Below are 24,854 nucleotides of genomic sequence, written 5' to 3' on the forward strand. Positions count from 1 at the left end.
CGGGTAGGTCAGCAGCGATGGAACGCCAACGGGAGCACCGGAAGCTGGAAACGGCAGTTTGTGCCTGGCGCGGCCACGAGACCCCGGCTGCGACCACCGCGGATGTCGAGGTTCGTGACCTGGTGCTCGGTGTGGACGTCGACGGGCCACCCGGACGGTCTTGGCGCCTGGCCCGCTGCCTCCGCTGCGACGCCTGGCTGCCGGTGTCCCGGCCGGAGGCCGGTCACGCCGGCGCGCTGCCGGCCCCCGAGGAGCTCCACCTGCCCCGACGGGGCAAGGAGCTGCGCTCCGCGGTGGTCATGCGGCTCATCGCGATCGAGCGGGGCGTCCACTCGGTCTTCTTCTTGGTCGTGGCCGTCCTGGCCATTCTCCTGCGAAGCGAGCTGGCCGGGGTGAAGAGCTGGGTCCGACACGTGCTGGCGCAGCTCACCGCCAACACAAACGGGACCAACGCCCTCGGAGGCAGCTACGTGATCAAGGAAGGCAACCGTCTCCTCGCCCTCCGCAGCTCCACGCTCACCGTGGTGATCATCGCCGCGGTCGCCTACTTCGTCGTCGAGGGGGTCGAGGCGGTCGGGCTGTGGCGAGAGCGCCGCTGGGCCGAGTACCTGACGGTCGTCGCGACCGTCGGGTTCATCCCCTATGAGGTCATTGAGCTGCTGAAGGGGATCAGCGCGATCAAGGTCGTCGCGCTGATCCTCAACGTGGCCGTTTTGGTGTACCTGGTTTGGGCCAAGCGGCTGTTCGGCCTCGACCGGGTGAGGCGCGGCCGGGAGCCCGCCCCTCCCACACCCGCGGATCTCTACGGCTATCCGGTCGCGACGGCCGCCAACCACTAGCGTCGGCGGCGTTCGTCGGGGAGACGTGGGAGGCAACACACGATGAAGGTGCCGATGACGGTCGGAGACTTCCTCCGCCGGGGTGCGTCCGTGTACGCGGAGCGCACGGCGGTGATCGACGAGCCGGGCACCCCCGGGTCGTGGGGGAGCATCACCTACGGCGAGTTCGACGCGCGGGCCCGGGGCATGGCCCTGGCCCTCGACGCCATGGGCGTCGGGCACGGCGAGCGGGTGGCGATCGTCAGCCCCAACGCGGCCCGGTTCCAGACCGCCTACTTCGGGGTGAGCGGGTGGGGCAGGGTGCTGGTGCCGGTCAACTACCGCCTCAACGCCGACGAGATCGGCTACATCATCGAGCACTCCGGAACGTCGGTGCTGCTCGTCGACCCCGAGTCGGCAGACAAGCTGGCCGGGGTCAAGGCCAAGACCACGATCGTCCTCGACGGCTCCGGCGACGACCGGGACCTGTTCGCTCCGGCCGCGCCCGGCGCGCAGCCCGCGCCCTGGGACGCCGACGAGGACGCCACCGCCAGCATCAACTACACCAGCGGGACGACGGCGCGGCCCAAAGGCGTCCAGCTCACCCACCGCAACTGCTGGGTCAACGCGTCGGTGTTCGGTTGGCACGTGGCGGTCAACGACCGGGACGTGTTCATGCACACCCTGCCGATGTTCCACTGCAACGGCTGGGGCATGCCCTACGCGGTCACCGCCATGGGCGTCGCGCAGGTGGTGGTGCGCAAGATCGACGGCGAGGAGATCCTCCGCCGCATCGACGCCCACGGCGTGACGCTGCTCTGCGGCGCACCAGCGGTGGTCGCGGCAGTGCTCGACGCCGGCGCAGCCTGCAGGGCCGCCGGCCAGCCGATCCCGGGCAGGGACCGGGTGCGGATCGTGGTCGCCGGCGCCCCGCCGCCGTCCAAGGCGATCGAGCGCGTCGAGACCGAGCTGGGCTGGGAGTTCATCCAGATCTACGGGCTCACCGAGACAGCCCCGCTGCTAACCATCAACCGGACCCGCCAGGAGTGGGACGCCCTCACCCCGACCGAACGGTCGACGCGCCTGGTAAGGGCGGGGACCCCCGCGTTCGGCGTGGAGATTGCCACCGCCAGCGACGGCGAGGTCCTGGCCCGGGCCAACCACGTCTTCGCCGGGTACTGGGAGCAGCCCGACGAGTCGGCCAAGGCGCTGGCGGAGGGCTGGTTCCACACCGGCGACGAGGGCCACATCGAAGAGGGTGAGTACCTCGTGATCTCCGACCGCAAGAAGGACGTGATCATCTCGGGCGGCGAGAACGTCAGCTCCGTGGAGGTCGAGGACCGCCTCTACCAGCACCCGGCCGTGGCCGAGGTGGCGGTGATCGGGGTACCCGACGACAAGTGGGGTGAGACGGTGAAGGCGCTCGTCGTGCTGCGCCCCGGCGAGCACGCCACCGAGGCGGAGCTCATCGAGCATTGCCGCTCCCTCCTAGCCCACTACAAGTGCCCGACGTCGGTGGAGGTGCGCGACGAGCTGCCCCGCACCGCCACCGGCAAGCTGCAGAAGTTCAAGCTCCGCTCGCCCTACTGGGAGGGCCGGGACCGGAAGGTCAACTAGTGGCGTCGGAGGAAATGGACAGCTGGCCCGCGGGGGAGTGGGCCGACGCGACGGCGATGGCCGCGTCGGTTCGGGCCGGGACCGTGAGCCCCTCCGAGCTGGTGGCGACCGCGATCGAGCGGATCGAGCGGCTCGACCCGACGATCAACGCGGTGATCCACCGCCGCTTCGAGCGGGCCGTGTCAGAAGCGGCCGGCCCGCTGCCTGACGGCCCGCTCCGGGGGGTGCCGGTCCTGATCAAGGACCTCGGCGCCCCTTCGGCGGGCGATCCCCGCCACGACGGGCTCCGGGTGCTGGCTGCCGCCGGCTGGGTCTCCGACCACGACGCGGCGGTCGTGACCCGCTTGCGGGCCGCTGGGGCCGTGGTGGTCGGGCGCACCAACGCGCCCGAGATGGGGACGACCATCACCACAGAGCCCGTCGCCCACGGCCCGACCCGCAACCCGTGGTCTCTCAGCCACTCCGCCGGCGGGTCGTCGGGAGGCTCGGCAGCCGCGGTCGCGGCGGGGATGACCCCCGTGGCCCACGCCACCGACGGCGGCGGATCGATCCGTATCCCGGCGTCCAACTGTGGGCTGGTCGGGCTCAAACCGGCCCGGGGTCGGGTGTCGAAGGCCCCCGACCGGGGAGAGTCGTGGATGGGCGGAGGGGTGGAGGGGGTGGTCAGTCGGACCGTGCGCGACACCGCGCTCCTCCTCGACGTGATGGCCGGTCCGGAGATCGGCGACCCCTACGCTGCGCCTGCGCTGCCCGGCCCGCTCGTGGCCGAGGTCGGGCGGCCACCCGGGCGCCTCCGCATCGGGGTGCTCGACCATCCTCCCGACGACCCGGCCGCGGGAGACCCCGAGGCCGCCGCCGCGGTGGCGGCCGCGGCCGCTCTCCTCGGCGAAGCGGGCCACGACGTCGAGCCGGCATGGCCCCATGCCCTGGGCGACGCCGAGTACCCGGGACGTTTCCTCACCGTCCTCGCGGTCTGCGTCAACGCCGACCTGGCGGCGTGGGAGGCCGTCCTCGGCCGGCGGATCAGCGACGACGACCTGGAGCCGGCCAACGCCGCACTGCGCCACATGGGAGGCAAGGTCAGCGCACCCGACTACGTCGGCACCATCAACTGGCTTCATGCCTGGAGCCGCCGGGTCGGCGGGTGGTGGGCGTCGGGCTACGACCTGTTGCTGTCCCCGGTGCTCAACGGCCCCCCGCCGGAGCTGGGCTGGCTCACCGACCCGGAGATGGGCGGCTCGCGGGTAGCGGCCCTCACCCGGTACACGTCGCAATGGAACATGACCGGCCAGCCCGCCGTCTCCCTGCCGCTCCATACCAGCGCGGCGGGCCTGCCGATGGGCGTCCAGCTGGTGGCCGGCGCGGGCCGCGAGGATCTTCTGGTCCGGGTGGCCAGCCAGGTGGAGGCGGCCGTCCCATGGGCCGACCGCCACCCGGCCCTGGCGGGTTAGCCCTGAGCGGCTGACCGCTGCGTCCCGAACGCGGAGCCGAACAACAAACACCGGGCGCGACGCCCTCTGCGCCGGGCCGGCCGAGACCAGGTTCTCGGGGGGAGCGCTACGGCCCCCTTTCCCCGTCATTGTGCGGAAAGGGGGCGATTCTGTGCCCTCGAGCGTTCCGGGCCTTATCGACGGCAGCAAGTCCGGACGGTTACGGGCGGATGACACGCTGCCAACGAAAACCTTGAAAAGTTGTTGGCGGCAACATATAGTCCTCATCGGCTCGGAAACTCCGGGTCACGCAACCGTCAGTAGGGGGATCGTCCTACTGTCGCTCCGCGGCGCTTCATCCGACCGGCTCCTCGCCGGTGGCTGTCGTGTCTCGGCCCGACGGTGGTCGTTGCCTCTCATCACGGGCCACGCCATCGGCGTGCCGAAACCCGCGACACGTCATCACCAAAAGGGGAAACCATGGGAACCAAGCGCTCCGCCGGTATGGCAGCGGCCATCGCAGGGAGCCTCTTGCTCGCTGCGTGTGGCAGCAGCGGCTCGAGCAACACCACCAACACGACCGCTTCGTCAGGGACCGGGTCGAGCGCGACCACCGCCGCCCCGGCGGCCGCCCCGCTCACGATCAGCTCCTTCAGCAACGACTTCTCGGCCATGAACGGGCTGAAGAGCCTGGCCAGCGCCGGCAAGGGCAACGTTGCCGTGCTGCTCCCCGACACGCAGTCGTCGGCCCGCTACGTCAGCTTCGACCAGCCCTACCTGACCAAGGCCTTCGAGGCCGCCGGTCTGAGCAGCTCGCAGTTCAGCATCCAGAACGCGCAGGGCAGCGCCGCCACCCAGACCACCCAGGCGACGCAGGCGATCACCAACGGCGCCACCGTCTTGGTCCTCGATTCCCTGGACTCCGGAACCGGCGCGGCCATCGAGCGCACCGCCCAGGCCAAGGGCGTCGCCGTGATCGACTACGACCGGGTCAACCTCAACGGTTCGGCGACCTACTACATCAGCTTCAACAACGTGAAGGTGGGTGAGCTGCAGGGTCAGGGGCTCCAGTCGTGCATCACGTCGTGGGGTGTCAGCAACCCGCAGGTCTTCGAGCTCGACGGGTCGCCGACCGACAACAACGCCACGCAGTTCGCCCAGGGTTACAACTCGGTGCTCAACCCCCTCTACGCCGCCGGGACCTACAAGAAGGTCGGCGAGCAGGCGGTGCCGGACTGGAGCAACCAGCAGGCGCTGACGATCTTCCAGCAGCAGTACACGGCTCACCCGAACATCAACGCCGTGCTGACCGCCAATGACGGCCTGGCCCAGTCGGTCATCGCCGCCTTGAAGCAGCAGAACATCGGCCCGAAGAAGATCCCGACCACCGGGCAGGACGCCAGCCTCCAGGGCCTGCAGAACATCCTCGCGGGCTACCAGTGCATGACGGTCTACAAGCCGATCTACGAAGAGGCGCAGGCCGCGGCCGCGGTGGCCCTCTACCTGCGGGCCGGCCAGAAGCCGCCGTCGACGCTGGTCAACGGTTCCACGAACATCCAGACCGCCACCCCGGTCCCGTCGGTCCTGCTGACCCCGGAGTCGGTCACCACCGCCAATATGAACGACACGGTCATCAAGGACCAATTCGTCAAGGCCAGTGACCTCTGCTCGGGCTACACCGCCCAGTGCTCCGCCGCCGGCATCAGCGGCTGAGCGTCAGTAACTCGTAACCGTGAAGGGGCGGCGCCGGGTGGCGCCGCCCCTTCGGCACGCTTTCCGTGAAGGAGACCATGTGACGCAGACCGCATCCGACACCGCACCGGCCGGAGCACCGTCGGGGACCCCCCTCCTTCAGCTGGAGGGCATACGCAAACGCTTCGGCGCGGTGGAGGTCCTCCGGGGAGTGGACCTCACTCTGCGCTCCGGCCAGGTCACCGCGCTCGTCGGCGACAACGGCGCCGGCAAGTCGACCCTGATCAAGGCGGTCGCGGGGATCTACACGATCGACGACGGCCGGATGCTCTGGGAGGGCCGTCATGTGACGGTCCACAACCCGAAGGACGCCGCGGCCCTCGGGATCGAGGTCGTCTACCAGGACCTGGCGCTGGCCGACAACCTCGACGTGGTGCAAAACATGTTCCTCGGGCGGGAACGCCGCCGGGGCCTGCTCCTCGACGAGGACTCCATGGAGAAGTCCGCCGGGGAGACCCTCGCCAGCCTGCAGGTCACGACCGTGCGGTCGGTCCGCCAGCCCGTGGCCTCTCTATCCGGCGGGCAGCGCCAGAGCGTGGCGGTGGCCAAGGCCGTCATGTGGAACTCCAAGCTCGTGATCCTCGACGAGCCGACGGCCGCCCTCGGCGTGAGCCAGACCCGCCAGGTCCTGGACCTGGTGAAGCGTCTCGGTGAGCGGGGCCTGGCGGTCCTCATCGTCTCGCACAACCTCAACGACGTGTTCGAAGTGGCCGACCGCATCGCGGTGCTCCGCCTCGGAGAGATGGTCGCCGATGTCGCCCGAGGCGACGTCGACAGCCAGTCGGTCGTGGAGCTAATGACCACCGGCCGCTCCGATCGCTTGACAGCGGACGGTCCGGCCCCCACCAGCAGTGCCGCAAGCCGGGAGGACGCCTGATGGCCGACACGGAGCAGACCACCCAGACTTCACCAGGCGCTGAGGACGAACCGGCGGAGATCGCTCGCCTGGCGGCGCTCACCGCCACGCCGGTCGCGGTCGACTCGTTCGCCGACTACGCGCGGGGGTGGTGGACCCGGGTTCGTTCCGGTGACACCGGCTCGCTGCCGGTCGTCATCGGCCTGATCATCCTGAGCATCATCTTCCAGAGCCAGAACCACCACTTCCTCACCGCCAGGAACCTGACCAACCTGATCCCGCAGGGCGCCGAGTACATGCTTTTGGCCCTAGGCATCATCTTCGTCCTGCTGCTCGGCGAGATCGACCTCTCGGTAGGTTTCGTCGGCTATCTGGGCGGCATCATCATGGCCGAACTGCTCAAGGGCCCCCATGCGCACAGCTGGTGGATCGCCTGCCTGGCATGCATCGGGGTGACCACCGCTATTGGGATCGTCCAGGGCCTGTTCATCACCATCCTCGGGCTCCCGTCGTTCATAGTCACGCTGGCGGGCTACCTGGGGTGGCAGGGCGTGGCCCTGCTGATCCTCGGCAACGGCGGCACGGTGCCGATCCAAAACCATGTCGTCAACGACTTCGCCGGCGGCGAGCTCACGCCGACCGCGGGATGGATCGTCGCGATCGTCGGCTCCCTGCTCTTCGCCGGCGTCACCCTCTTCGGAGCCGAGCGCCGACGCCGAAGCGGCCTGGCGGTCCCGCCCCGGTCGCTGACGCTGTTCAAGATCGGCCTGGTGGCTGCGGCGGCGATCGTGGTGACCATCATCTGCAACCGCAACCGCGGCGCGGCCATCGCGGTCCGGGGCATCCCCTGGGTGGCGCTGATCATCGTCGGGGCCCTGGCCTTGTGGACCTTCGTGCTGACCAAGCTGCGCTTCGGCCGCTACGTGTACGCGGTCGGCGGCAACGCCGAAGCCGCCCGCCGCGCCGGGGTCAACCTGGTCGTGGTCCGCACCACCGTGTTCGGCATCGCCGGCCTGATGGCCGGCGTGGCGGGCATCGTCGCCGCCTCCCGGCTGGAGTCGGTGTCCACCTCGAGCGACGGCGGCACCGCGGTGCTGTACTGCATCGCCGCTGCGGTCATCGGCGGCACGAGCCTCTTTGGTGGTCGCGGCAAGGCGATGCACGCGCTGCTCGGGGGTTTGGTCATTGCGGCGATCTACAACGGGATGGGCCTGCTCGGGCTGAGCTCCGGCACCCAGTACGTCGTGACCGCCCTCGTCCTTCTCGCTGCGGTCGCCGTGGACGCCGTCGCCCGCCGAGGCCGGGCGAACGCCGGGGTTGTCTGAGGCGGCACGTCCGCCCGACGGGGCTACCCAACGGCCCCGCCGGCGGTCGACCCTCGTCGCCAAGGGAGCCACGCAAGACGTCGTGCGCCGGCACAACCTGGCCGCGGTGATCGGCCACGTCCACCGCAGCGGTCCGACCTCCCGAGCCGAACTGACCCAGACCCTCGGTCTGAACCGCAGCACCATCGGCGCCCTGGTCGACGAGTTGTCGGCCAGGGGGCTGGTGGCGGAGCGCAGCGACCGGGCCCGGCGGACGCCCGGGCGCCCCTCCTACCTGGTGACGGTCCGGACCGACACCGTCGCGGTCCTGGCGGTGGTGTTGGGTGTCGACACCGTCACCGTCGCCACCGTGGCGCCCGGCGGGGAGATCCTCGCCGAGGACCACGTCGCCCTCACCACCGACGAGGACCGGTCCTTCGACCGGGTGCTCACGACCATCGCCCGCAGCTGCAAGAAGCTGGCGGTGGCCCTCCCGCACGGCACGATGGTGACCGGGATGGGCGTGGCGGTGCCCGGCATCGTCCGCCGCCAGGACGGTTTGGTCCACTTCGCCCCCAACCTCGGGTGGCGTGACGTGCCTCTCGGCGCCCGGCTCCGCACCCGGATGCGCAGCCGGATGGGGCTGGATGTGCCGGTCGCGTGCCGCAACGACGCCGGCTTGGGCGCCCTAGCGGAGCACGCCCGAGGCATCGGGGCGGGGGTCGCCAACCTGGTGTACCTCCACGCCGAGGTCGGTGTCGGCGGCGGCATCGTGGTCGACGGCGCGCTCCTCGAAGGGGCCGCCGGCTACGGCGGCGAGGTTGGGCACATGCGGGTCAACCCCGACGGAGCGCCGTGCCGGTGCGGGTCGAGGGGATGTTGGGAGACCGAGGTCGGCGAGGACGCCCTGGTCGCCCTGGCCGGGCGGCGTCCGGGCGGGCGGGCCGTGGTGGAAGAGGTGCTGCGGGCGGTGGTCGCCGGCGAGCCCAGCGCGACCAGGGCGGTCAACACCGTCGCGAGGTGGTTGGGCATCGGCGTGGCCAACCTGATCAACTGCTTCAACCCGGACATGGTGGTCCTCGGCGGTCTCTTCGCCGACGTCATGGAGCACGCCGGCCCGTCGGTGATCGCCCAGATGCGCACCGGGCTGGTCACCCCCGCACACCTCGACGTGGCGCTGGTGACCCCGACCCTCGGGCGTCACTCGGTGCTCCTCGGCGCGGCAGAGGTCGCGTTGGAGCCGGTCCTGTCGGATCCGGCATGCCTGCCGGTGCAGGACATCGCCTCCCTGCGCTGATCGCCTCCTAGCCGCCCGCCGGGGGGGCTGGGAGCTCCCGGACGACCTGGCGGGGATCCTTGTCGCTGCGCAGCCCCTGGAACGACGGGTGGCGGAGCCGGCCGTCGCCGGTCCACTCCGTGAAGGTCACCGCGGCCACCAGTTCCGGGCGGGCCCAGCGGGCGTCGCGCACCTTCGGCGCGGGGGTGAAGGGGCAATCGTCCGTCGCCCGCGCCTCGAGAGCGGCGCTCAGCTCCCGCAGCGTCCGCTCGCTGAAGCCGGTGCCGACCTTGCCGGCGTACACGAGCCGAGGCCCGTCGTAGTAGCCGACCATGAGCGCACCCAGGCCGTGCCGGGCGCCGGTGGGGAGGGTCCAGCCCCCGATGACCAGCTCCTGGCTGGCACTGCACTTGAGCTTGCGCCACGCCGGTGACCGCCCGGAGGTGTAGGGCGAGCCCCGCCGCTTGGCCACGATGCCCTCCCAGCCCGACGCGCAGGCCCGGGCGAGCAGCTCGGTTGGCGTCCCTTCGAGCACCTCGATGAGGCGCACCGGCCGCCGGTCGGCCGACGGCCCTGGGGGCGACGCCGGTCCGGTCCCGGTCGGAGCGGTGCCCACCATCATGGACAGCAGACGCCGACGCTCCTCGATGACCAGCCCGGTGACGTCGCGCCCGAGCAGCGACATGACGTCGAACACGACGAGTACCGGCGGCCCTGACCGTCCCGACTGCAGCAGGCCGAAGCTGGTCCGTCCGGCGTCGTCGTAGCTCACCAGCTCGCCGTCGAGCACGAAAGAGTCGGCCGCCAGCCCGGCCACGGCGCCGGCGATGGCGGGGAAGCGGCCGGTCCACGACAGCTGGTTGCGCGACCAGAGCGACACCTCGTCGCCGTTGCGCACGACCACGCAACGCAGCCCGTCGAGCTTGGGCTCGACCTGCCACTGCGCCGGGTCCCCGGGAAGATCGGCGGGGGTCTTGGTGGCGGTGGCCAACATCGGCGCGGTCCACACCGCCGGCGCGCCGGCCATCAGGCGGTCACGGCAGCAGCCGCCTAGCGGCGATGAGGTCCAAGACCAGACCGGTCCAGCCGGTCTGGTGAGAGGCGCCGAGCCCGGCGCCGTTGTCGCCGTGGAAGTACTCGTTGAACACGAGAAGGTCCTTCCAGGCCGGGTCGTTCTGCAGCTTGTCGACGCCCCCGAACGCGGGCCTGCGACCCCGGTCGTCGGGCAGCCACAGCCCGACCAGCCGGCGGGCCAGGTCGTCGGCGATCCACCCGAGGGTGGCGCGGGTGCCCGACCCCGTGGGGTACTCGACGGTGAAGGACGGTCCGAAGTACCGGTCGTAGGTACGCAACGACTCGATGGCCAGGTAGTTGAGCGGCATCCAGACCGGCCCTCTCCAATTGGAGTTGCCGCCGAAGAGGTAGTTGGTCGACTCGGCCGGCTCGTAGTCGATGCTGGCGGTCGTGCCGCCCAGGTCGATGGTGAAGGGATAGTCGCTGTGGCGGCGCGACAGGCTGCGCAGCCCGTGATCCGACAGCAGCTCGTCGGGGTTGAGGCAGTGGGCTAGGACCCGAACCAGCCGATCCTGGTCGACCACCGACAGCAGCCGCCGGTCGGCGTGACCGGGTTGGTGCATGTGGGCGACATGGTCGCCGTACGCCGGCTTGTTGGTGCAGAACCACTCGACGCGGGCCGCGAAAGCCGGCAGCGCGGTGTCGACGTCCGCGTCGAGGATGGTGGCCGCGAACAGGGGCACGACTCCGACCATGGAACGGACCCGCAGCGGGATGCGTTCGCCGCTGGCCAGCGCGATGACGTCGTAGAAGAATCCGTCGTCTTTGTCCCACAGCCCCTGGTCCTCCATCGCCGACGCGATGTAGGTGAAGTGCTCGAAGAACTTCGACGCCACGTCCTCGTACGCGGGGTTGGTGCGGGCCAGGATCAACGCGATGCCGAGCAGGTCCAGGCAGTACATCGCCATCCAGGCGGTCCCGTCGGACTGCTCGAGGCGACCGGCGACGGGCAGCGGCTTGGACCGGTCGAACAGCCCGATGTTGTCCAGCCCGAGGAAGCCGCCTTCGAAGACGTTGGACCCGGAGGCGTCCTTGCGGTTGACCCACCACGTGAAGTTGAGCAGCAACTTGTGGAAGATCCGCTCCAAGAAGTCGTAGTCAGGCGCCGCCGCGGGGTCGAAACGGCGTCGGGTGGCTACGTCGATGGAGAACACCCGCAGGGCGGCCCACGCCTGCACCGGAGGGTTGACGTCGGAGAAGTTCCACTCGTAGGCGGGCAGTTGGCCGTTGGGGTGCATGTACCACTCGCGGTCGAGCAGGATCAGCTGGCGCTTGGCGAACTCGGGGTCGAGGTGGGCCAGCGCGATGCAGTGGAACGCCAGATCCCACGCCGCGAACCACGGGTACTCCCACGGGTCGGGCATGGAGATGACGTCCCTCGCGTTGAAGGTCTTCCACTCGGCGTTGCGCCCGCTGCGACGTTGGGGCGGCGGCGGGGGCTGCCCGGGGTCGCCGTCGAGCCACCGCTCGACGTCGTAATGGAAGAACTGCTTGGACCACAGCATGCCGGCGCTGGCTTGGCGCAAGACCCGGCGTTCCTCCTCCGACGCGTCGAGGGGGCTGACGGACGAGAAAAAGGCGTCGGCGTCGGCTCTACGGGCGGCCATGACCTCATCGAAGCCACAGTCGAGGTCCGGCGGTCCCGCGGCGTCGGCGTGCCGGAACCGCAGGCGGATCTCCCGGCGCCCACCCGCCTCGACCTCGACGCGGTAGCGCAGCGCGGCTTTGGTGCCGGTGTGCTCGGGGTCGACCGTCGCCGCACCGGCGATGACGTGGTCGGCGATGCCGTCCTTCGGGTATGCCGGCCCTGGCGTCCCAAACAACTTGGCGGTGTTGGTCTCGTTGTCGCAGAAAAGGGCGTCGCCGCCTTCGACGCCTTCGAGCACGAAGTCACCGACGGGGGTCCCGCCGGCGCGAATGGTCGTCGGGCCGGCCAGGGCGAGGCGCGGCTCGGGGACGTCGGGGGACCACCGCCACCGGTTCCGGTACCAGATCGTCGGGAGCACGTCGATGGTCGCCGGGTCGGGACCGGCGTTTTGCACCTCGATGCTCCACAGCAGGTCCTCCGGGCCGGCTTTGGCCCACCTGACCGTCACCGCCCAGTAGCGGTCCCCGTCGAACACGCCGGTGTCGAGCAGTTCGTACTCCGGATCGCTGCGGCTGCGGGCCCGGTTGGTGGCCCGGAGATCGTCGTAGGGGAAGGCGGCTTGGGGGTAGTGGTACCGCCACTCCAGCCACGACGACGTCGGCGTGGCGTCCAGGTACCACCAGTAGTCCTTCGCGTCCTCCCCGTGGTTGCCCTCCTCGCCGGTGAGCCCGAAGGGTCGGTCCTTGAGGATCGGGTCCTGCCCGTTCCAGAGGGACAGGGCCATGCACAGAAGCTGCTGGTCGTCGCAGATACCGGCCATGCCGTCCTCGCTCCAACGAAACGCCCGCGATGGGGCCTGGTCGAAGGAGAGGTACGACCAGGCGTCCCCGTCGGCGGAGTAGTCCTCCCGGACCGTGCCCCACGCCCGCTCGGAGAGGTACGGACCCCACCGGCGCCAGGGCTGCTCCCGACGGTCGGCTTCCGCCAACCGCACCCGCTCCGGATCGCGCTGCTCGGCCATCCCCGCATCGTTGCCGAACCGTACCTGACAACGAATGGAACAACTTTCCCTCAAGCGACGTTACCCTGCCTGCACTTACTTCATTACAGGCAGTCTTCTGCCGTAAGGAGCACCTCAATGGCATCACTGACCACCTCCGCCTTCCCGCTGCTGCCGCTGGACGCCGGTGTCGTCCTGCCCGGGATGACCATCACCCTGGCCCTCGAGACCCCCGAAGCGCGAGCCGCGGTCGACGCAGCCGCCGGGGCGGGTGACCAGCTGCTGTTGGTGCCCCGCCTGGGCCGGGGCGAAGGACCCGACGCGACCGGCGGCCACTACGCCCGCATCGGTACCGTCGCCAGCATTGCCCGTAGGGGGGCGCTGCCGGGGGGTACCCCCGCCGTTGTGGTCACCGGCGGCTACCGGGCGACGGTCGGCGCCGCCACCGCAGCGGCCGGCCCTGCCCTGTGGGTCAACGTCGAGCGGGTCGAGGAGCCCGAGGCGTCAGAGGACACCCGGGCCGCGGCCCGGGAGCTGCGCGCCGTCCTCGAGGCCATCGCCGAGCATCGCGGCGTGCGGCTCACCGACGTTTTGCGAGGCGCCAGCGAGCCCGGCGCGCTGGCCGACCTGGCCGGTTACTGGCCAGAGCTGTCGGTGGAGCGAAAGGTCGAGCTGCTCGAGTCCACCGACCCCGCGGCGCGGGTGACCCTGGTGCTCGGATGGGCCCGCGAGGCCCTGGCGGAGCTGGAGCTGAAAGACCGGATCCGCACCGACGTCGCCGAGGGCATGGAGCGCACGCAACGCGAGTACCTGCTGCGCCAGCAGCTGGCGGCAATCCGCAAGGAGCTCGGCCAGGACGGCGACGAGGAGGGCGGCGACGACTACCGCAGCCGATTGGAGGCCCTGTCGGTCAGCGACGCGGTACGCAGCGCCATCAGCAGGGAGATCGACAAGCTGGAGCGCACCGGCGAGCAGAGCCCGGAGCAGGGATGGATCCGCACCTGGCTCGACACGATCCTCGACCTGCCGTGGGGGAAGCGTTCCGACGACCTCCTCGACGTTGCCGGCGCCCGGGCCGTCCTCGACGCCGACCACACCGGCCTGGACGAGGTGAAGGAGCGCATCGTCGAACATCTGGCCGTCCGCAAGCTCCGCGCCGAGCGGGGTCTCGACGACGACGGGGCCGCGTCAGTAGGGGGGCGGCGAGCCGGCGGGATGATCCTGGCCCTCGTCGGTCCCCCCGGCGTGGGCAAGACCTCGCTAGGGGAGTCGGTCGCTCGATCGATGAACCGCTCCTTCGTGCGGGTCGCCTTGGGCGGCGTCCGCGACGAAGCGGAGATCCGCGGTCACCGCCGTACCTATGTCGGGGCGTTGCCCGGGCGCATCGTTCGCGCCATCAAGGAGGCCGGGACCATGAACCCCGTCATCCTGCTCGACGAAGTCGACAAGCTCGGCAGCGACTATCGAGGCGACCCGTCGGCGGCGTTGTTGGAAGTGCTCGACCCGGCTCAGAACCACACTTTCCGGGACCACTACCTCGATGTCGACCTGGACCTTTCGGACGTGCTGTTCCTCGCTACCGCGAACGTGGTGTACCAGATCCCGTTGCCGCTGCTGGACCGGATGGAAGTGGTGCGCCTCGACGGCTACACCGAGGACGAGAAGGTGGCGATCGGCCGGGACCACCTGCTCGGCCGCCAGCTCGCGGCCGCCGGCCTGCTCGACGGCGAGGTGGTGGTGACCGACGCGGCGCTGCGCCTGGTGGTGTCGGGCTACACCAGGGAGGCCGGCGTGCGCTCCCTGGAGCGCCAACTCGGCCGGTTGCTCCGGAAGGCCGCGGCCCGCATCGTCTCGGAGCCGGACGCGGCCCCGCTCCGCATCGATGAAGCCGACGTGGGCGCGTGGCTGGGCCGGCGTCGGTTCGTGCCCGAAGCAGCAGAACGCACCTCGGTCCCTGGCGTGGCGACAGGCCTCGCCGTTACTGGGATCGGCGGGGACGTGCTCTTCGTCGAGGCCAGCGCTTCGAGCGGAGACGCGGGTCTGACCGTCACCGGGCAGCTCGGTGACGTGATGCAAGAGTCGGCGCAGATCGCCTTGTCCTACGTGCGTTCTCACGCCGGGGATGTCGGTGTCGGCGACGGCGCCTTCGAGAAGCGGCGCCTGCATCTGCACGTGCCGGCTGGCGCGGTGCCGAAAGACGGCCCCTCCGCCGGTGTGACGATGACCACCGCATTGGTCAGCCTGCTGTCGGGCCGGCCGGTGCGATCGGAAGTAGGCATGACCGGCGAGATCACGCTGCAGGGCAAGGTGCTTCCCATCGGCGGGGTCAAGCAGAAGGTCCTCGCGGCCCACCAAGCTGGCCTGACCGAGGTCATCCTGCCGGCCCGCAACGAGCCCGATCTGGAGGACGTCCCCGAGGCCGTCCGGGCGGTCATGACGTTCCATCTGGCCTCCGACATCGGCCAGGTGCTGGAGCACGCACTGGTTGCATGACGTTTTTGCACCTGACGGCCGCGGAAGGCCGTCAGGTGCAAAGCCCTGTGTTTGCAAGGCATTTTTCGTTCAGACGCCGCGAAACCCCTTGGGTTGCAAGGGAAGTGCTTGACCTGGGCCGCGAAAACCTCTTTCATTGCTTGCAACTTCCCCAACCACACCCAGGAGGTGGCGGTGAACCGCACAGAGCTGATCGAAAGCGTCGTAGCGACGACTGGACTCGAGAAGAAGCAAGCCGAGGCTGCAGTCGCAGCGTTCGTGGACTCGGTGATCGCTGAGACCAAGGCCGGCAACAAGGTGTCGATCTTCGGTTTCGGCATCTTCACGCCGAAGAGCCGGGCCGCGCGCACCGGACGCAACCCGCAGACCGGCGCGCCGGTGAAGATCGCCGCGTCCAAGTCCGTGGGCTTCCAGCCGGCGGCCGCGTACAAGACGACGCTGAACACGCGAGGCGGGGCCAAGAAGGCCGCAGCCAAGAAGGCCGCTCCGGCCGTCAAGGCCGTAGCCACCAAGAAGGCCACTCCGGCCAAGAAGACTGCAGCGCCCGCAAAGAAGGCTCCGGCGAAGGCAGCGACCAAGACCACCAAGAAGCGCTAGCTCGGTGCCCCCCGCCAAGAAGCAATCGACCGGCGGAGCGTTGAAAAAGAGCGCCGCCGCAGCCGTGAAGACCGCCGCCCGCCGGGCCACCAAGGTGGTCGCGGAGGCCGCCGAAGAGATGGCATCGGTCACCGAGGAATTGGCGTCGGCTGTCGAGTCGTCGGCCCGCACTGCGTCTCGGCGCGCCGGATCGGTGAGGCGCGATGCCGCCAAGACCGCCACCAGCGCCGCTCGTTCGCGGGCCGGGGCTAGGGGGGCGGCAATCCGCGCCGGTGCCACTGGCGCTCCGAGCGCAACCAGGTCGGCGAGAGCGGCGGCCAAGAAGGCCGCCGCTCCAGCCAAGCGAACCGCGGCAGCGGCGAAGTCCACCGGGGCCCGGACGGCTGGTTCGGTGAGGAAGACCGCGACCACGGCAGCGAAGGTCACTGCGTCCTCGACCCGAGCAGCCAAGGCCACGGCGTCCAAGGCGGCGTCCAAACCGCCGGCGTCCAAGGCTGGGCTGTCGAAGGCGCCGGCTAAGAGGGCCACGGCGTCTAAGGCCGCGGCGTCTAAGGCTGCGGTGTCGAAGGCGCCGGCTAAGAGGGCCGCGGCGTCTAAGGCCGCGGCGTCTAAGGCCGCGGCGTCTAAGGCCGCGGCGTCTAAGGCCGCGGCGTCTAAGGCCGCGGCGTCTAAGGCTGCGGTGTCGAAGGCGCCGGCTAAGAGGGCCACGGCGTCTAAGGCTGCGGCGTCTAAGGCCGCGGCGTCTAAGGCTGCGGTGTCGAAGGCGCCGGCTAAGAGGGCCGCGGCGTCTAAGGCTGCGGTGTCCAAGGCTGCGGTGTCGAAGGCGCCGGCTAAGAGGGCCACCGCGGCCAAGGCTGCGGCTTCTAAGGTCACCGCGTCCAGGGTCACCGCTTCGAGGGCCACCCCGTCCTCGGCTAGGGCGTCGAAGCTCGCGGCGAAGAAGACCACCGCGTCGAAGGCTCCGGCTAAGAGGGCCACGGCATCGACCACGGTGACCAAACGGACGGCGGCGGCAGCCAAGGCTCCGGCTCGACGTACCGGCCCGGCCAAGGCCGCCACGACCGCCGGGAAGGCCACTACAGCCAAGACGGCCGCCCCGGCAGCGAAGGCCGCCAAGGTCTCGAAGGCCGGCAAGGCGGGAGCGTCGAAGGCGTCGGCTAGGACGGCGTCGGCCGCGAAGAAGTCGGCGCCAACGCGCACCACCCGCTCGCGTTGAGTCCCGCGGGTGCCGGCCCAGTGGCCGGCACCCGCCGAGGCACCTAGCTGGGTCTAGCGGGCTACCTGCACACCACGGTCAGGTCCGCAGGCAGGTCGACGTCCCAGGCCAGCGCGGCGTTTTGGATGACTCGCCAGGGATGACCGCTGGCTGCCGCCTCTGCGCAATGACGGGCGAAGCTCCCCGGCCCGTAGGAGAAGGCGAACGTCGCGTCGGTCGGAACGACAATCACGTTGGTCCCCTCGCCCCGGCGATCGGGGACCAACGTGATGCCGTCGGCGTCGGCCAGGCCGGCCAGGTCCTCAGCGAGGGGGAGGTCGCTGGCGGCGACGATCACCGAGCGGACCCCGGTGCCAGCCAGGTAGCGGACGCCGTCTTGGACGGCCCGGTTGAGGCCTCGTCCCGGCGCCCACACGACCAGCGCCCCGAGGCCCCGGGCCCAGTCCGCGACCAGACGGTCATCGCAGACCACCGCCACGGGAAGCCCCCGCGCCGAGCGAACCACCCCCTCGGCCATCTCCTGCGCCAAGCGGGCCCGTCGTTGCGGGCTGAGCGCGGGGGCCAGGCGGACCTTTGCCTCGGCGAAGGACTTCACCGGGATGAGCACCGCGGCCGGACCCAGCCAGCCCGCGCCCCGACTGTCCTCGGGCTGCGGCGAGGAGGAGGCCACGGCCGCATCCTACGGCCGCGACGGTCCCGTTGCGGTGCGTTTGCGGCCGGGCGGGTACGGTGCCACGCCGTGCGAGCCCCCAGGGTCCAGTCACCCTCCGCCGTCCCCACCAGCCCCGGTCCCGGTTGGCCCGAGGGTTGGAGCGGACCGTGGTGGGTCGAGCACCGCCCTGCCGAGGTGGCGTCGGGCAACAACAGCGCCGTGACGTGGACCTTGGCCGGCGACCTGTCCGGCTCGGAGCGCATTGCCGTGGATCCCGGTGGCTACCTCTGGGTGCCGGGGCGGTCATGGGGCGTCGACTGGTGGATCGGCGCTGACGACCGCTGGCACATCCCGACGCGGGAGGCCGCGGTGCGCCAGTCGCTGGTCGCCGCCGCGCCGGTCGTGCAGACGACGGTGCGGGTACCGGGCGGGGACGTCCACCAGCGGGTGCTGGTCGTGCCTGGCCCCGACGGGTCCGAGGCGTTGGTGGAGGTGCACAACGACAGCGCGGCGCCGGTGGCGGTGGCGGTCGCGGTTCGGCCCGTCACCCTGCTGGCCGCGGGATGGGCGCAGCGAGTCGAGCTTTCCGGGGCGGCGGTCGTGGTCGACGGAGAAGCGGTGCTCCAGCTGCCTGAGGCACCCAGGCGGGCGCTGCTCTCCACTGGGAGCGACCCTGACCCGATGACGACGGTGGTATCGGGTGACGCCCCGCTGGCGGCAGACGGCGTCGCGGTCTGCCCCGCAGGCCGGGCCTCCGCGGTGGCGATCGTGCCCCTGGCTCACCGAGCCCGATGGACCTACCGGGTGGCGCTCGCCGCGCCCGCCGCGCTCGCCGCGCCCGCCGGGGGTCCCGGCCGTCGCCGGCTGGTGTCGTTCTCGAGGGGCGTTCCGACCGGCCAATCCGGGGTCGCGCCGGCCGGCGGGGAGCCCGGCGGGCAGGAGCCGCGGCCGCGTCCGGTGGACGTGGATGCCGCGACCCGCGGGTGGCGTGCTCAAGTGGAGCGCCAGGTCCGCCTCGAGCTGCCTGCCGACCGGGTCACCGCAGTGCTCGACGCTCTGCGGGCCCATCTCTTGCTGGCGGCCGGGTCGACGTTGGAGCCCGTCGCTGCGTCCGAGGTCGCCGTTGCTGGCGCGACCGCAGGCTTCGGCGCGACCGCAGCAGGCGCCCTCGTCGAGGCGGCGGTCGAGTCGGGGAGGGCCCGTCGGGGCCGTCCCGCCGTCTCGGCCGCCGGCGCGGCGCTTTGGGCCGCGGGTCGCCTAGTGGCGCTCGGCGCCACGGCGCCGCCGGTGCCCGCAGTAGCCGAACTGGCCGAGGGGTTGGCGCAGCTAGCAGGGGGGGTGCCGGCCTCGTCGCTCGACGCCGGCTGGGCCGCGGCCGGCTTGGCCGGCGCGTCCGCGCTCCTCCGGGGAGCTGGGGAGGCGCGGGCCGCCGCAAGGACCGAAAGATGGGCGGCCGACGCGCTGTTCCGCCTCGGTGACGACCCCACCGACAGCCGCATGTTGAGCGCCGCGCTGGGCTTAGGGCCCGCCGTCGCGGCGCCTCCAAGCCCGCTGTTGGCCCCCGTCCCGGACGCGGCGCGGCCGCCCACCGCGTCGCCGGCCCAGGTGGCCGATCCGGCCCGGACGCTCCTGTGGGCGGGCGCGGACGGACGGGCCGGGCGCCGGGAGTGGTACGAGCGGGTGGCTGCGGTGGTGAGGGCGGGCTCGCCGACTGCCACCTGGCCCGAGCTGGTCGACACCGCGCAGCCCGGTGGTTACGGGACCGTCGGCCACTCCCCGGTGGTGACGGCCCGCCTGTGGTCGGTCGTTCGCGACTCGCTGGTCCGCGAGACGGCGCCCACCGCGGGGGCGCCCGCAAAGCTGGCGCTGCTCCCGGGCTGGCCCGCCGCTTGGCTCGGTCAGCCGCTGGAGGTCCACGGCATGCCGAGCGCAGCGGGCGTCGTCTCGTACGCGCTGCGCTGGCACGGCGAACGGCCGGCGCTGCTGTGGTCCGTCGACGGCGCCCCCGCCGACCTGATCGTGACCGCGCCGGGCCTGGACCCCGGGTGGTCAGCCTCGGGGAGCGGGGGAGACGCGCTGTTCAGCGCGCCGCCGGCGCCGGAAGGAGCGCAGTTCTCGTAGCGTGCCGGCCGTGAACTTGGCCCTGACCGCCGACTGCGCCGGGTGCAGCCGTTGATCCGTCCGCTCGGCGTGGAGCCGGCACCCCTCGGCGGACTGGACCGTTTCGACCTCGACGCTGCGTACAGCTGGCCCGACGGCGTGTGGGTCCGGGCCAACTTCGCGATCAGCTCCGACGGCGCGATCGAGGTCGAGGGCCGCAGCGGCACCCTCGGCGGCCCCGACGACCGGAAGGTCTTCGCCTGCCTGCGGGCCGGCGCCGACGTGGTGCTGGTCGGCTCGGGGACGGTGCGGGCCGAGGACTACGGCGTCGTCCGGGTCGACGCGACAGGAGCGGCGGGTCGGGCCGAGCGGGGTCAGGGTCCGGCGGTCCCGGTGGCGGTGGTTACCACCCGCGCCGAGCTGGCACCCGACGCCAAGCTGTTCCGCCAGTCCCGCGAGGCCGGGGTCCCGGTGCTGGTGCTCACGTCGTCGGGCGCGCCGGACGCGGCCCGGGCCGCCCTCGCCGAGGTGGCGGAGGTCGTGGTCTGCGGCGAGGACGCCATCGACGACCGGGCGGTGCTCGGCGAGCTGGCCCGGCGGGGATTGCACCGGATCTTGTTCGAAGGCGGCCCGACCCTCATGGGCCGCCTGCTCCGACAGGGTCTCCTCGACGAGCTGTGCTTGACCATTTCGCCGGTGCTGGTCGGGCCGCGACGCAGCGGGCTGCTCGGCACCGACCCCCTCGACTCGGTGGTGAGGCTCCAGCGGACCCACCTGCTCGGCTCTGACGACGGGACCCTCTTCGGGCGCTACGTCGTCGGAGCTCCCCAGGCCCAGTAGGAAAGGCGGCAATGACTTCGACCGGCATCAAACTCACGGAGTGGACGGCATGCGGCGGGTGCGCCGCCAAGTGGGGCGCGGCGCCCCTCGCCGCGCTGGTCAGGGAGCTGGCCGGGACCGGCGCTGCCTCTTTGCTGGTCGGTTTGGCGCCCTTCGATGATGCTGCGGTCTACCGGCTCACCGATGACGTAGCGCTCGTCTCCACTACCGACTTCTTTCCCCCCCTCGTCGACGACCCCGGCGACTTCGGCGCCATCGCTGCGGCCAACGCCTGCTCGGACGTGTTTGCCATGGGCGGCCGGGTGGTGCTGGCCCTCAACGTGGCCGCCTTCCCAGAGCGGATGCCCACCGAGGCCATCGCGGCCATCCTCGCCGCGGCCGCCGAGGTCGTCGCGGAGGCCGGTGGCACCGTCGCCGGCGGCCACACCATCCGCTCCGAGGAGCCGATCTTCGGTCTGGCCGTGCAGGGTGTGGTCCACCCCGCACGGGTGTGGGCCAAAAGCGGGGCCCGCCCCGGCGACACGCTGGTGCTGTCCAAGCCGCTCGGGACCGGGATCGTCCTCGCCGGCGGCAGCGACGCCGACAAGCGCTCCGCCATCGCCCGGATGCGGGTCCTCAACCGAGGGGCGGCCGAAGCCCTCGCCGCCCTCCCCGACGCGCCGCACGCGGTCACCGACGTCACCGGGTTCGGTCTGCTCGGCCACGGATGGGAGATGGCGGAGCGCTCCGCGGTGACGCTGTGCTTCGACGGCGCCGCGTTGCCGCTCTACGCCGGCGCACTGGCAGCCGCCCAAGCTGGGACCAGGACCGGCGGCGACCCCCGCAACCGGGCTCACCTGGAGGCCCACGTCACCTCGCACGTCGACGAGGCGCTCGAGGCTCTGGCCTACGACCCGCAGACCTCCGGCGGGCTGCTGGCATCGGTCGTCCCCGAGATGGCCGGCCGGCTCGTCGATGAACACGGGTTCACCGCAGTCGGCGCCGTCGATGTCGGTCCGCCGAGGGTCGAGCTGCGCTAGAGAGTCGGGTGCGCCGGCGCCCACGCGGCGGGCCGGTACCGTCGGGGGATGGCCATCGTTGCCCGCGGCGCCGGGCGCCCGTTGCGGTCCGCCCGCCCGGCGAGGGCCGTCGCGCCGACCTTACGAGTCGAGCGGGACCTGTGGGCCGCCGGCCACGAGGTGGTGGTCGGCGTGGACGAGGTCGGGCGAGGCTCGTGGGCCGGGCCGCTCATGGTCGGCGCCGCGGTATTGCCGCCCGACCGGCGGGTCTATGGCGTGCGGGACTCGAAGATGCTGAGCGAGGCTGAGCGCGAACGGCTCTTCGACCGGGTCGCTTCTTGGTGCCGGGCGTGGGCGGTCGGCGCTGCGAGCCAGGAGGAATGCGACCGGCTCGGAATGGCCGACGCCCAGCGGCTGGCCGCCCGCCGGGCGGTGGAAGGGCTCGGTCTCAGCCCCGATCAGGTGCTGGTGGACGGCAATTGGGATTTCGTGGGGATGGGCTGCACCCGCCGCATCGTCAAAGGCGACGCCACCTGCTTGTCGATATCGGCCGCCTCGATCCTGGCCAAGGTCACCAGGGACCGGCTGATGCGAGGCGAGGCCGCCCACTATCCCGGCTACGACTTCGAGTACAACAAGGGCTACCCCTGTCCCCGCCACAAGATGGCCCTGCAGGCGTACGGGCCCACGGCGATACACCGCCGCAGCTGGATCTTCATGGAGAACCTGTCCTATGGCGTGGCCGGGTCCCGCCGGCTGCTGCGCCCGGGCCAGGAGCAGCTGGCGCTCACCGCCGCCACGGGCTGAGCGCACCCCCGTCCAGCGCGACGCCGTCGATCCAGCCCTCGAGGGCCACGACTGGGTCGGTCGTCGCCGGCCGCGCCTGGTCGGTGCGGCGCACCAAGTCGAGCAGCGCGACCACCGCGTCGAAGGCGTCGACCGAGCCTCTCGCCGCAGCGGCGACGTCCGGCGCCAGCCGCTCGCCCATCGCCTCCACCGCCGCGGCCCGGGCCGCCGGCGACGACTTCACCGTGCGGCCCATGCCCAGGCGAGGCCAGACCTCGACCACTGCCGGGGTCGCCCAGCGCTCGAAAGGCCACACGCACATCCCGGCCCTGCGCAGGCGGTCCAGGGTCGCCATCCCCCGCAGGGACGCGGTGCCCACCGCGCCGGCCCCACCGATCTGGAACGTCGAGGCGGGCCGAAGCGGCGCGGCCCGCTCCGTGAGTCGCCACTCGTCGCCCGCCGGGGGTCTCGGCCGGGACCGTCCCGGACGGCCCCAAAACGGTGGTCGGCATTCCGCCAGCCACCGCTCGAGGCGAGTGCTGTCTGCCCAAAGCTCCGCGGCGGTGGCGATGCCGTTGCGAGCCAGCCACCACGCCGGCAGCGAGAAGGAGAAGTCCAGGCCTGCGACCAGCTCCGGCGCGTCCGCCGCCAGGTCGAGTATCCGATCTCCGGCCTGGACCCGGGTGCGCCCGCTCACCGCGACGACCGCAGTGCGGTCGGGATCCCACTCGGCCAGCCACAGGGCGCGCTGCTCGCCGGTGCGCGCCCCGGACCAGTCTGCTGCCACCGCGCTCACCGTCCCCGCCACGCCTCGCACCGTAGCGATCGGGGTGCCGGTGGCGCCCCCGGTGGAGCTGAGCGCCGGAGATCGCCCCGTCGCGGCGGTGTCGACCGGCGGTCAACCCGCCCGCGCGCCTACCGTTGGGTCATGAGTCTCGCCGGGGGCCAACAGGATCGCAGCTCGGATACCGGCGAGCGCCGCCCGGTGCTCAGACTGGTGATCGCCGACGGGCAGCCGCTGTTCGCCCGGAGCCTCGAGATGGTCCTCGGCCCGACGTCTGACGGTCGCATAGAGGTGGTCGGCACCGCCAGCACCGTCGGCGAGGCCTTGAGGGTGCTGGGCGATAGCGACCCCGACTTGATCCTGGTTGATTTGGACCTGCCGCCACCGGGCGGCATCGATCTCATTCGCCGGGCCGGCGAGAAGTTCCCGGGGGTGCGGATCCTGACCCTGTCCAAAGCCGAGGACTTCGAGCTGGCCGCCGAGGCGCTCTCGGCGGGAGCGGAGGCCTACCTGTCGAAGGCGGCCCGCCCCGAGCAGCTCCTGGCCCCGCTGCTGGCCGTGTTGCAGGGATGGCAGGTGCTGTCCGCCCCGATGGTCGATCATCTGCTGGCCCGGGCCCGACGTCCCGGAGCCGACCTCATCGCCGCGCTCAGCGACGAAGAGCTGACCCTCTGGCGGCTGGTGGCGGACGGGCTGGAGATATCCGGCATCGCCGACGCCCTCTACGTCTCCGAGCGCACCGCGAAGCGAATGGTGGCCGAGCTGCGCGACCACCTGGGCGTTCGGACCCGTATCGAGATGGCGGCGCTGGCCGGGCGGTCGGGTCTCCTCGACGGCCAGCCGATGGCCGACAGCCGCAGTTCCCGGTCCGCGTTGCGCACCCGACGCGGCTCTGACCTCGACGGCTGACCCGTTGGCCCCCAAGCGAAAGCCCCCCCGCCGTCGGGTACCGCCGCCGGCGCGCACCGGAGGCTCTGGCGGGCCGACCTCCTCCGCCGGGGGCCGCCCCGAACCGAAGCGGCCAGCCCAGTCAGGTTCGTCCCGCCAGTCAGGTTCGTCCCGCCAGCCCGGTTCGTCCCGCCAGCCCGGTTCGTCCCGCCAGCCCGGTTCGTCCCGCCAGTCCGGACCGGAGCGGCGGACTCGTCCCGACCGGCTGCGGGACGCGCCCGTCGGCGGGACACCCAGCATCGTCCGAGGGGCGTCGTGGGGTTTCTCGATCCTGCTAGTGGGGGAGCTGGTGACCCTCCAACTCCTCGGTCTCGGCAACGGCCTGATTCTCTACGTCGTAGCCGCGGCCGCTTACGCCCTCGCCGGCAACCGGGCCGTGCAGCCGCCGGTGACGTCGGTGCGCCTCGCGGCGAGAGACGGCGCTCTGGCCGCCGCTTCGGCTTACGCGCTGACCATCCCGCTGCGCCTCATCGTCCACTCCGCCTCCATCTCGGTGCTGGCCACCGGCGTCGCCTTGGCGTTCGCGTTGGTGGTAGGCGGCTTGGCCGGATCGATCGTCGGGCGGGCCCGCCTCGACGAGCAGCGCTCCCGTTCGGGGCGGTAGCACCCGGGGTTGATGGCCCCGCGAGGGAGGAGGCGCGCCTGCCGGCACCGAATCTCCTGGCTGCCGGTCCGCTCCACGTGCGGACACTCCAAGGAAGCGCCCAATGTCCCTACACCAAACG

Annotated in this window: 20 protein-coding genes; 16 read left to right on the top strand and 4 right to left on the bottom strand. The window is 71.6% G+C overall.

Features of this window, described 5'->3' with window-relative positions:
• Positions 1-17: 17 nt before the first annotated feature.
• The 7 genes from K6U06_RS08380 (at position 18) to K6U06_RS08410 (ending at position 9,074) form a co-directional block, all read left to right on the top strand.
• A complete protein-coding gene (locus K6U06_RS08380) occupies positions 18-839 on the top strand; it encodes a DUF2127 domain-containing protein (protein ID WP_262321468.1) in 822 nt (273 codons plus the stop codon).
• A 42-nt stretch (positions 840-881) separates the two neighbouring features.
• Complete coding sequence (locus tag K6U06_RS08385; protein WP_262321469.1) at positions 882-2,435, top strand: AMP-binding protein; 1,554 nt, start codon at positions 882-884, stop codon at positions 2,433-2,435.
• Between the two features lie 14 nt (positions 2,436-2,449).
• Positions 2,450-3,886 (top strand): amidase, encoded by a 1,437-nt coding sequence (locus K6U06_RS08390; RefSeq protein WP_262321470.1) that lies wholly within the window; start codon positions 2,450-2,452, stop codon positions 3,884-3,886.
• 459 nt (positions 3,887-4,345) lie between these two features.
• A complete protein-coding gene (locus K6U06_RS08395) occupies positions 4,346-5,578 on the top strand; it encodes a sugar ABC transporter substrate-binding protein (protein ID WP_262321471.1) in 1,233 nt (410 codons plus the stop codon).
• A 79-nt stretch (positions 5,579-5,657) separates the two neighbouring features.
• On the top strand, positions 5,658-6,494 hold the full coding sequence (locus tag K6U06_RS08400) for an ATP-binding cassette domain-containing protein (RefSeq protein ID WP_262321472.1): 837 nt from the start codon (positions 5,658-5,660) through the stop codon (positions 6,492-6,494).
• Entirely contained in the window at positions 6,494-7,798 is a 1,305-nt protein-coding gene (locus K6U06_RS08405) for a sugar ABC transporter permease (protein ID WP_262321473.1), read from the top strand. The genes K6U06_RS08400 and K6U06_RS08405 overlap by 1 nt, the downstream gene beginning before the upstream one ends.
• An 82-nt stretch (positions 7,799-7,880) precedes the next feature.
• Positions 7,881-9,074: an ROK family transcriptional regulator gene (locus K6U06_RS08410; RefSeq protein WP_262321474.1), complete on the top strand. Its 1,194-nt coding sequence runs from the start codon at positions 7,881-7,883 to the stop codon at positions 9,072-9,074.
• 7 nt (positions 9,075-9,081) lie between these two features.
• Here K6U06_RS08410 and ligD read toward each other — a convergent pair whose 3' ends face one another.
• Together ligD and K6U06_RS08420 are read right to left on the bottom strand one after the other, a co-directional pair.
• Entirely contained in the window at positions 9,082-10,080 is a 999-nt protein-coding gene (gene ligD, locus K6U06_RS08415) for a non-homologous end-joining DNA ligase (RefSeq protein ID WP_262321475.1), read from the bottom strand.
• 7 nt (positions 10,081-10,087) lie between these two features.
• A complete protein-coding gene (locus K6U06_RS08420; protein WP_262321476.1) occupies positions 10,088-12,736 on the bottom strand; it encodes an MGH1-like glycoside hydrolase domain-containing protein in 2,649 nt (882 codons plus the stop codon).
• Positions 12,737-12,853: 117 nt separating this feature from the next.
• Between K6U06_RS08420 and lon the strand changes: the two genes are divergently transcribed.
• The 3 genes from lon (at position 12,854) to K6U06_RS08435 (ending at position 17,021) form a co-directional block, all read left to right on the top strand.
• Positions 12,854-15,208 carry an endopeptidase La gene (gene lon, locus K6U06_RS08425; protein ID WP_262321477.1) on the top strand — a complete coding sequence of 785 codons (2,355 nt, stop codon included), beginning with the start codon at positions 12,854-12,856 and terminating at the stop codon, positions 15,206-15,208.
• A 108-nt stretch (positions 15,209-15,316) separates the two neighbouring features.
• Positions 15,317-15,805 carry an HU family DNA-binding protein gene (locus tag K6U06_RS08430; protein ID WP_410051007.1) on the top strand — a complete coding sequence of 163 codons (489 nt, stop codon included), beginning with the start codon at positions 15,317-15,319 and terminating at the stop codon, positions 15,803-15,805.
• A gap of 4 nt (positions 15,806-15,809) precedes the next feature.
• The gene (locus tag K6U06_RS08435) at positions 15,810-17,021 is read left to right on the top strand and encodes a hypothetical protein (RefSeq protein WP_262321478.1); all 1,212 of its coding nucleotides are present in this window, start codon (positions 15,810-15,812) and stop codon (positions 17,019-17,021) included.
• A 61-nt stretch (positions 17,022-17,082) separates the two neighbouring features.
• Here the strand turns inward: K6U06_RS08435 and cofC are convergent, their stop codons facing one another.
• Positions 17,083-17,691 (bottom strand): 2-phospho-L-lactate guanylyltransferase, encoded by a 609-nt coding sequence (cofC, locus tag K6U06_RS08440; protein ID WP_262321479.1) that lies wholly within the window; start codon positions 17,689-17,691, stop codon positions 17,083-17,085.
• Positions 17,692-17,760: 69 nt separating this feature from the next.
• Between cofC and K6U06_RS08445 the strand changes: the two genes are divergently transcribed.
• Genes K6U06_RS08445 through K6U06_RS08460 form a run of 4 tightly spaced genes read left to right on the top strand, consistent with a single transcriptional unit; the run spans position 17,761 to position 22,418 of the window.
• Complete coding sequence (locus tag K6U06_RS08445; RefSeq protein WP_262321480.1) at positions 17,761-19,794, top strand: hypothetical protein; 2,034 nt, start codon at positions 17,761-17,763, stop codon at positions 19,792-19,794.
• 42 nt (positions 19,795-19,836) lie between these two features.
• Positions 19,837-20,613 carry a dihydrofolate reductase family protein gene (locus tag K6U06_RS08450; RefSeq protein ID WP_262321481.1) on the top strand — a complete coding sequence of 259 codons (777 nt, stop codon included), beginning with the start codon at positions 19,837-19,839 and terminating at the stop codon, positions 20,611-20,613.
• An 11-nt stretch (positions 20,614-20,624) separates the two neighbouring features.
• A complete protein-coding gene (gene selD / locus K6U06_RS08455) occupies positions 20,625-21,632 on the top strand; it encodes a selenide, water dikinase SelD (RefSeq protein ID WP_262321482.1) in 1,008 nt (335 codons plus the stop codon).
• 48 nt (positions 21,633-21,680) lie between these two features.
• Positions 21,681-22,418, top strand: coding sequence for a ribonuclease HII (locus tag K6U06_RS08460; protein WP_262321483.1), 738 nt, complete (start codon positions 21,681-21,683; stop codon positions 22,416-22,418).
• Here the strand turns inward: K6U06_RS08460 and K6U06_RS08465 are convergent.
• The gene (locus K6U06_RS08465; protein WP_262321484.1) at positions 22,399-23,205 is read right to left on the bottom strand and encodes a hypothetical protein; all 807 of its coding nucleotides are present in this window, start codon (positions 23,203-23,205) and stop codon (positions 22,399-22,401) included. The genes K6U06_RS08460 and K6U06_RS08465 overlap by 20 nt on opposite strands.
• 120 nt (positions 23,206-23,325) lie before the next feature.
• On the opposite strand from K6U06_RS08465, the gene K6U06_RS08470 reads away from it, so the two are divergent.
• Both K6U06_RS08470 and K6U06_RS08475 read left to right on the top strand, forming a co-directional pair.
• Positions 23,326-24,090, top strand: coding sequence for a response regulator transcription factor (locus K6U06_RS08470; protein ID WP_262321485.1), 765 nt, complete (start codon positions 23,326-23,328; stop codon positions 24,088-24,090).
• A 328-nt stretch (positions 24,091-24,418) separates the two neighbouring features.
• A complete protein-coding gene (locus tag K6U06_RS08475) occupies positions 24,419-24,733 on the top strand; it encodes a hypothetical protein (protein ID WP_262321486.1) in 315 nt (104 codons plus the stop codon).
• Positions 24,734-24,854 lie beyond the last annotated feature (121 nt).

Origin of the sequence: Acidiferrimicrobium sp. IK (genome assembly GCF_025499425.1) — a bacterium.
Classification (GTDB): Bacteria; Actinomycetota; Acidimicrobiia; order Acidimicrobiales; family Palsa-688; genus Acidiferrimicrobium.

Excerpts from the sequence above, each read along its gene's own strand:
- K6U06_RS08380 (WP_262321468.1), top strand. The coding sequence starts at position 18 with ATGGAACGCCAACGGGAGCACCGGAAGCTGGAAACGGCAGTTTGTGCC.
- K6U06_RS08385 (WP_262321469.1), top strand. The coding sequence starts at position 882 with ATGAAGGTGCCGATGACGGTCGGAGACTTCCTCCGCCGGGGTGCGTCC.
- K6U06_RS08390 (WP_262321470.1), top strand. The coding sequence starts at position 2,450 with ATGGACAGCTGGCCCGCGGGGGAGTGGGCCGACGCGACGGCGATGGCC.
- K6U06_RS08395 (WP_262321471.1), top strand. The coding sequence starts at position 4,346 with ATGGGAACCAAGCGCTCCGCCGGTATGGCAGCGGCCATCGCAGGGAGC.
- K6U06_RS08405 (WP_262321473.1), top strand. The coding sequence starts at position 6,494 with ATGGCCGACACGGAGCAGACCACCCAGACTTCACCAGGCGCTGAGGAC.
- ligD (WP_262321475.1), bottom strand. The coding sequence starts at position 10,080 with ATGGCCGGCGCGCCGGCGGTGTGGACCGCGCCGATGTTGGCCACCGCC.
- K6U06_RS08420 (WP_262321476.1), bottom strand. The coding sequence starts at position 12,736 with ATGGCCGAGCAGCGCGATCCGGAGCGGGTGCGGTTGGCGGAAGCCGAC.
- lon (WP_262321477.1), top strand. The coding sequence starts at position 12,854 with ATGGCATCACTGACCACCTCCGCCTTCCCGCTGCTGCCGCTGGACGCC.
- selD (WP_262321482.1), top strand. The coding sequence starts at position 20,625 with ATGACTTCGACCGGCATCAAACTCACGGAGTGGACGGCATGCGGCGGG.
- K6U06_RS08460 (WP_262321483.1), top strand. The coding sequence starts at position 21,681 with ATGGCCATCGTTGCCCGCGGCGCCGGGCGCCCGTTGCGGTCCGCCCGC.
- K6U06_RS08470 (WP_262321485.1), top strand. The coding sequence starts at position 23,326 with ATGAGTCTCGCCGGGGGCCAACAGGATCGCAGCTCGGATACCGGCGAG.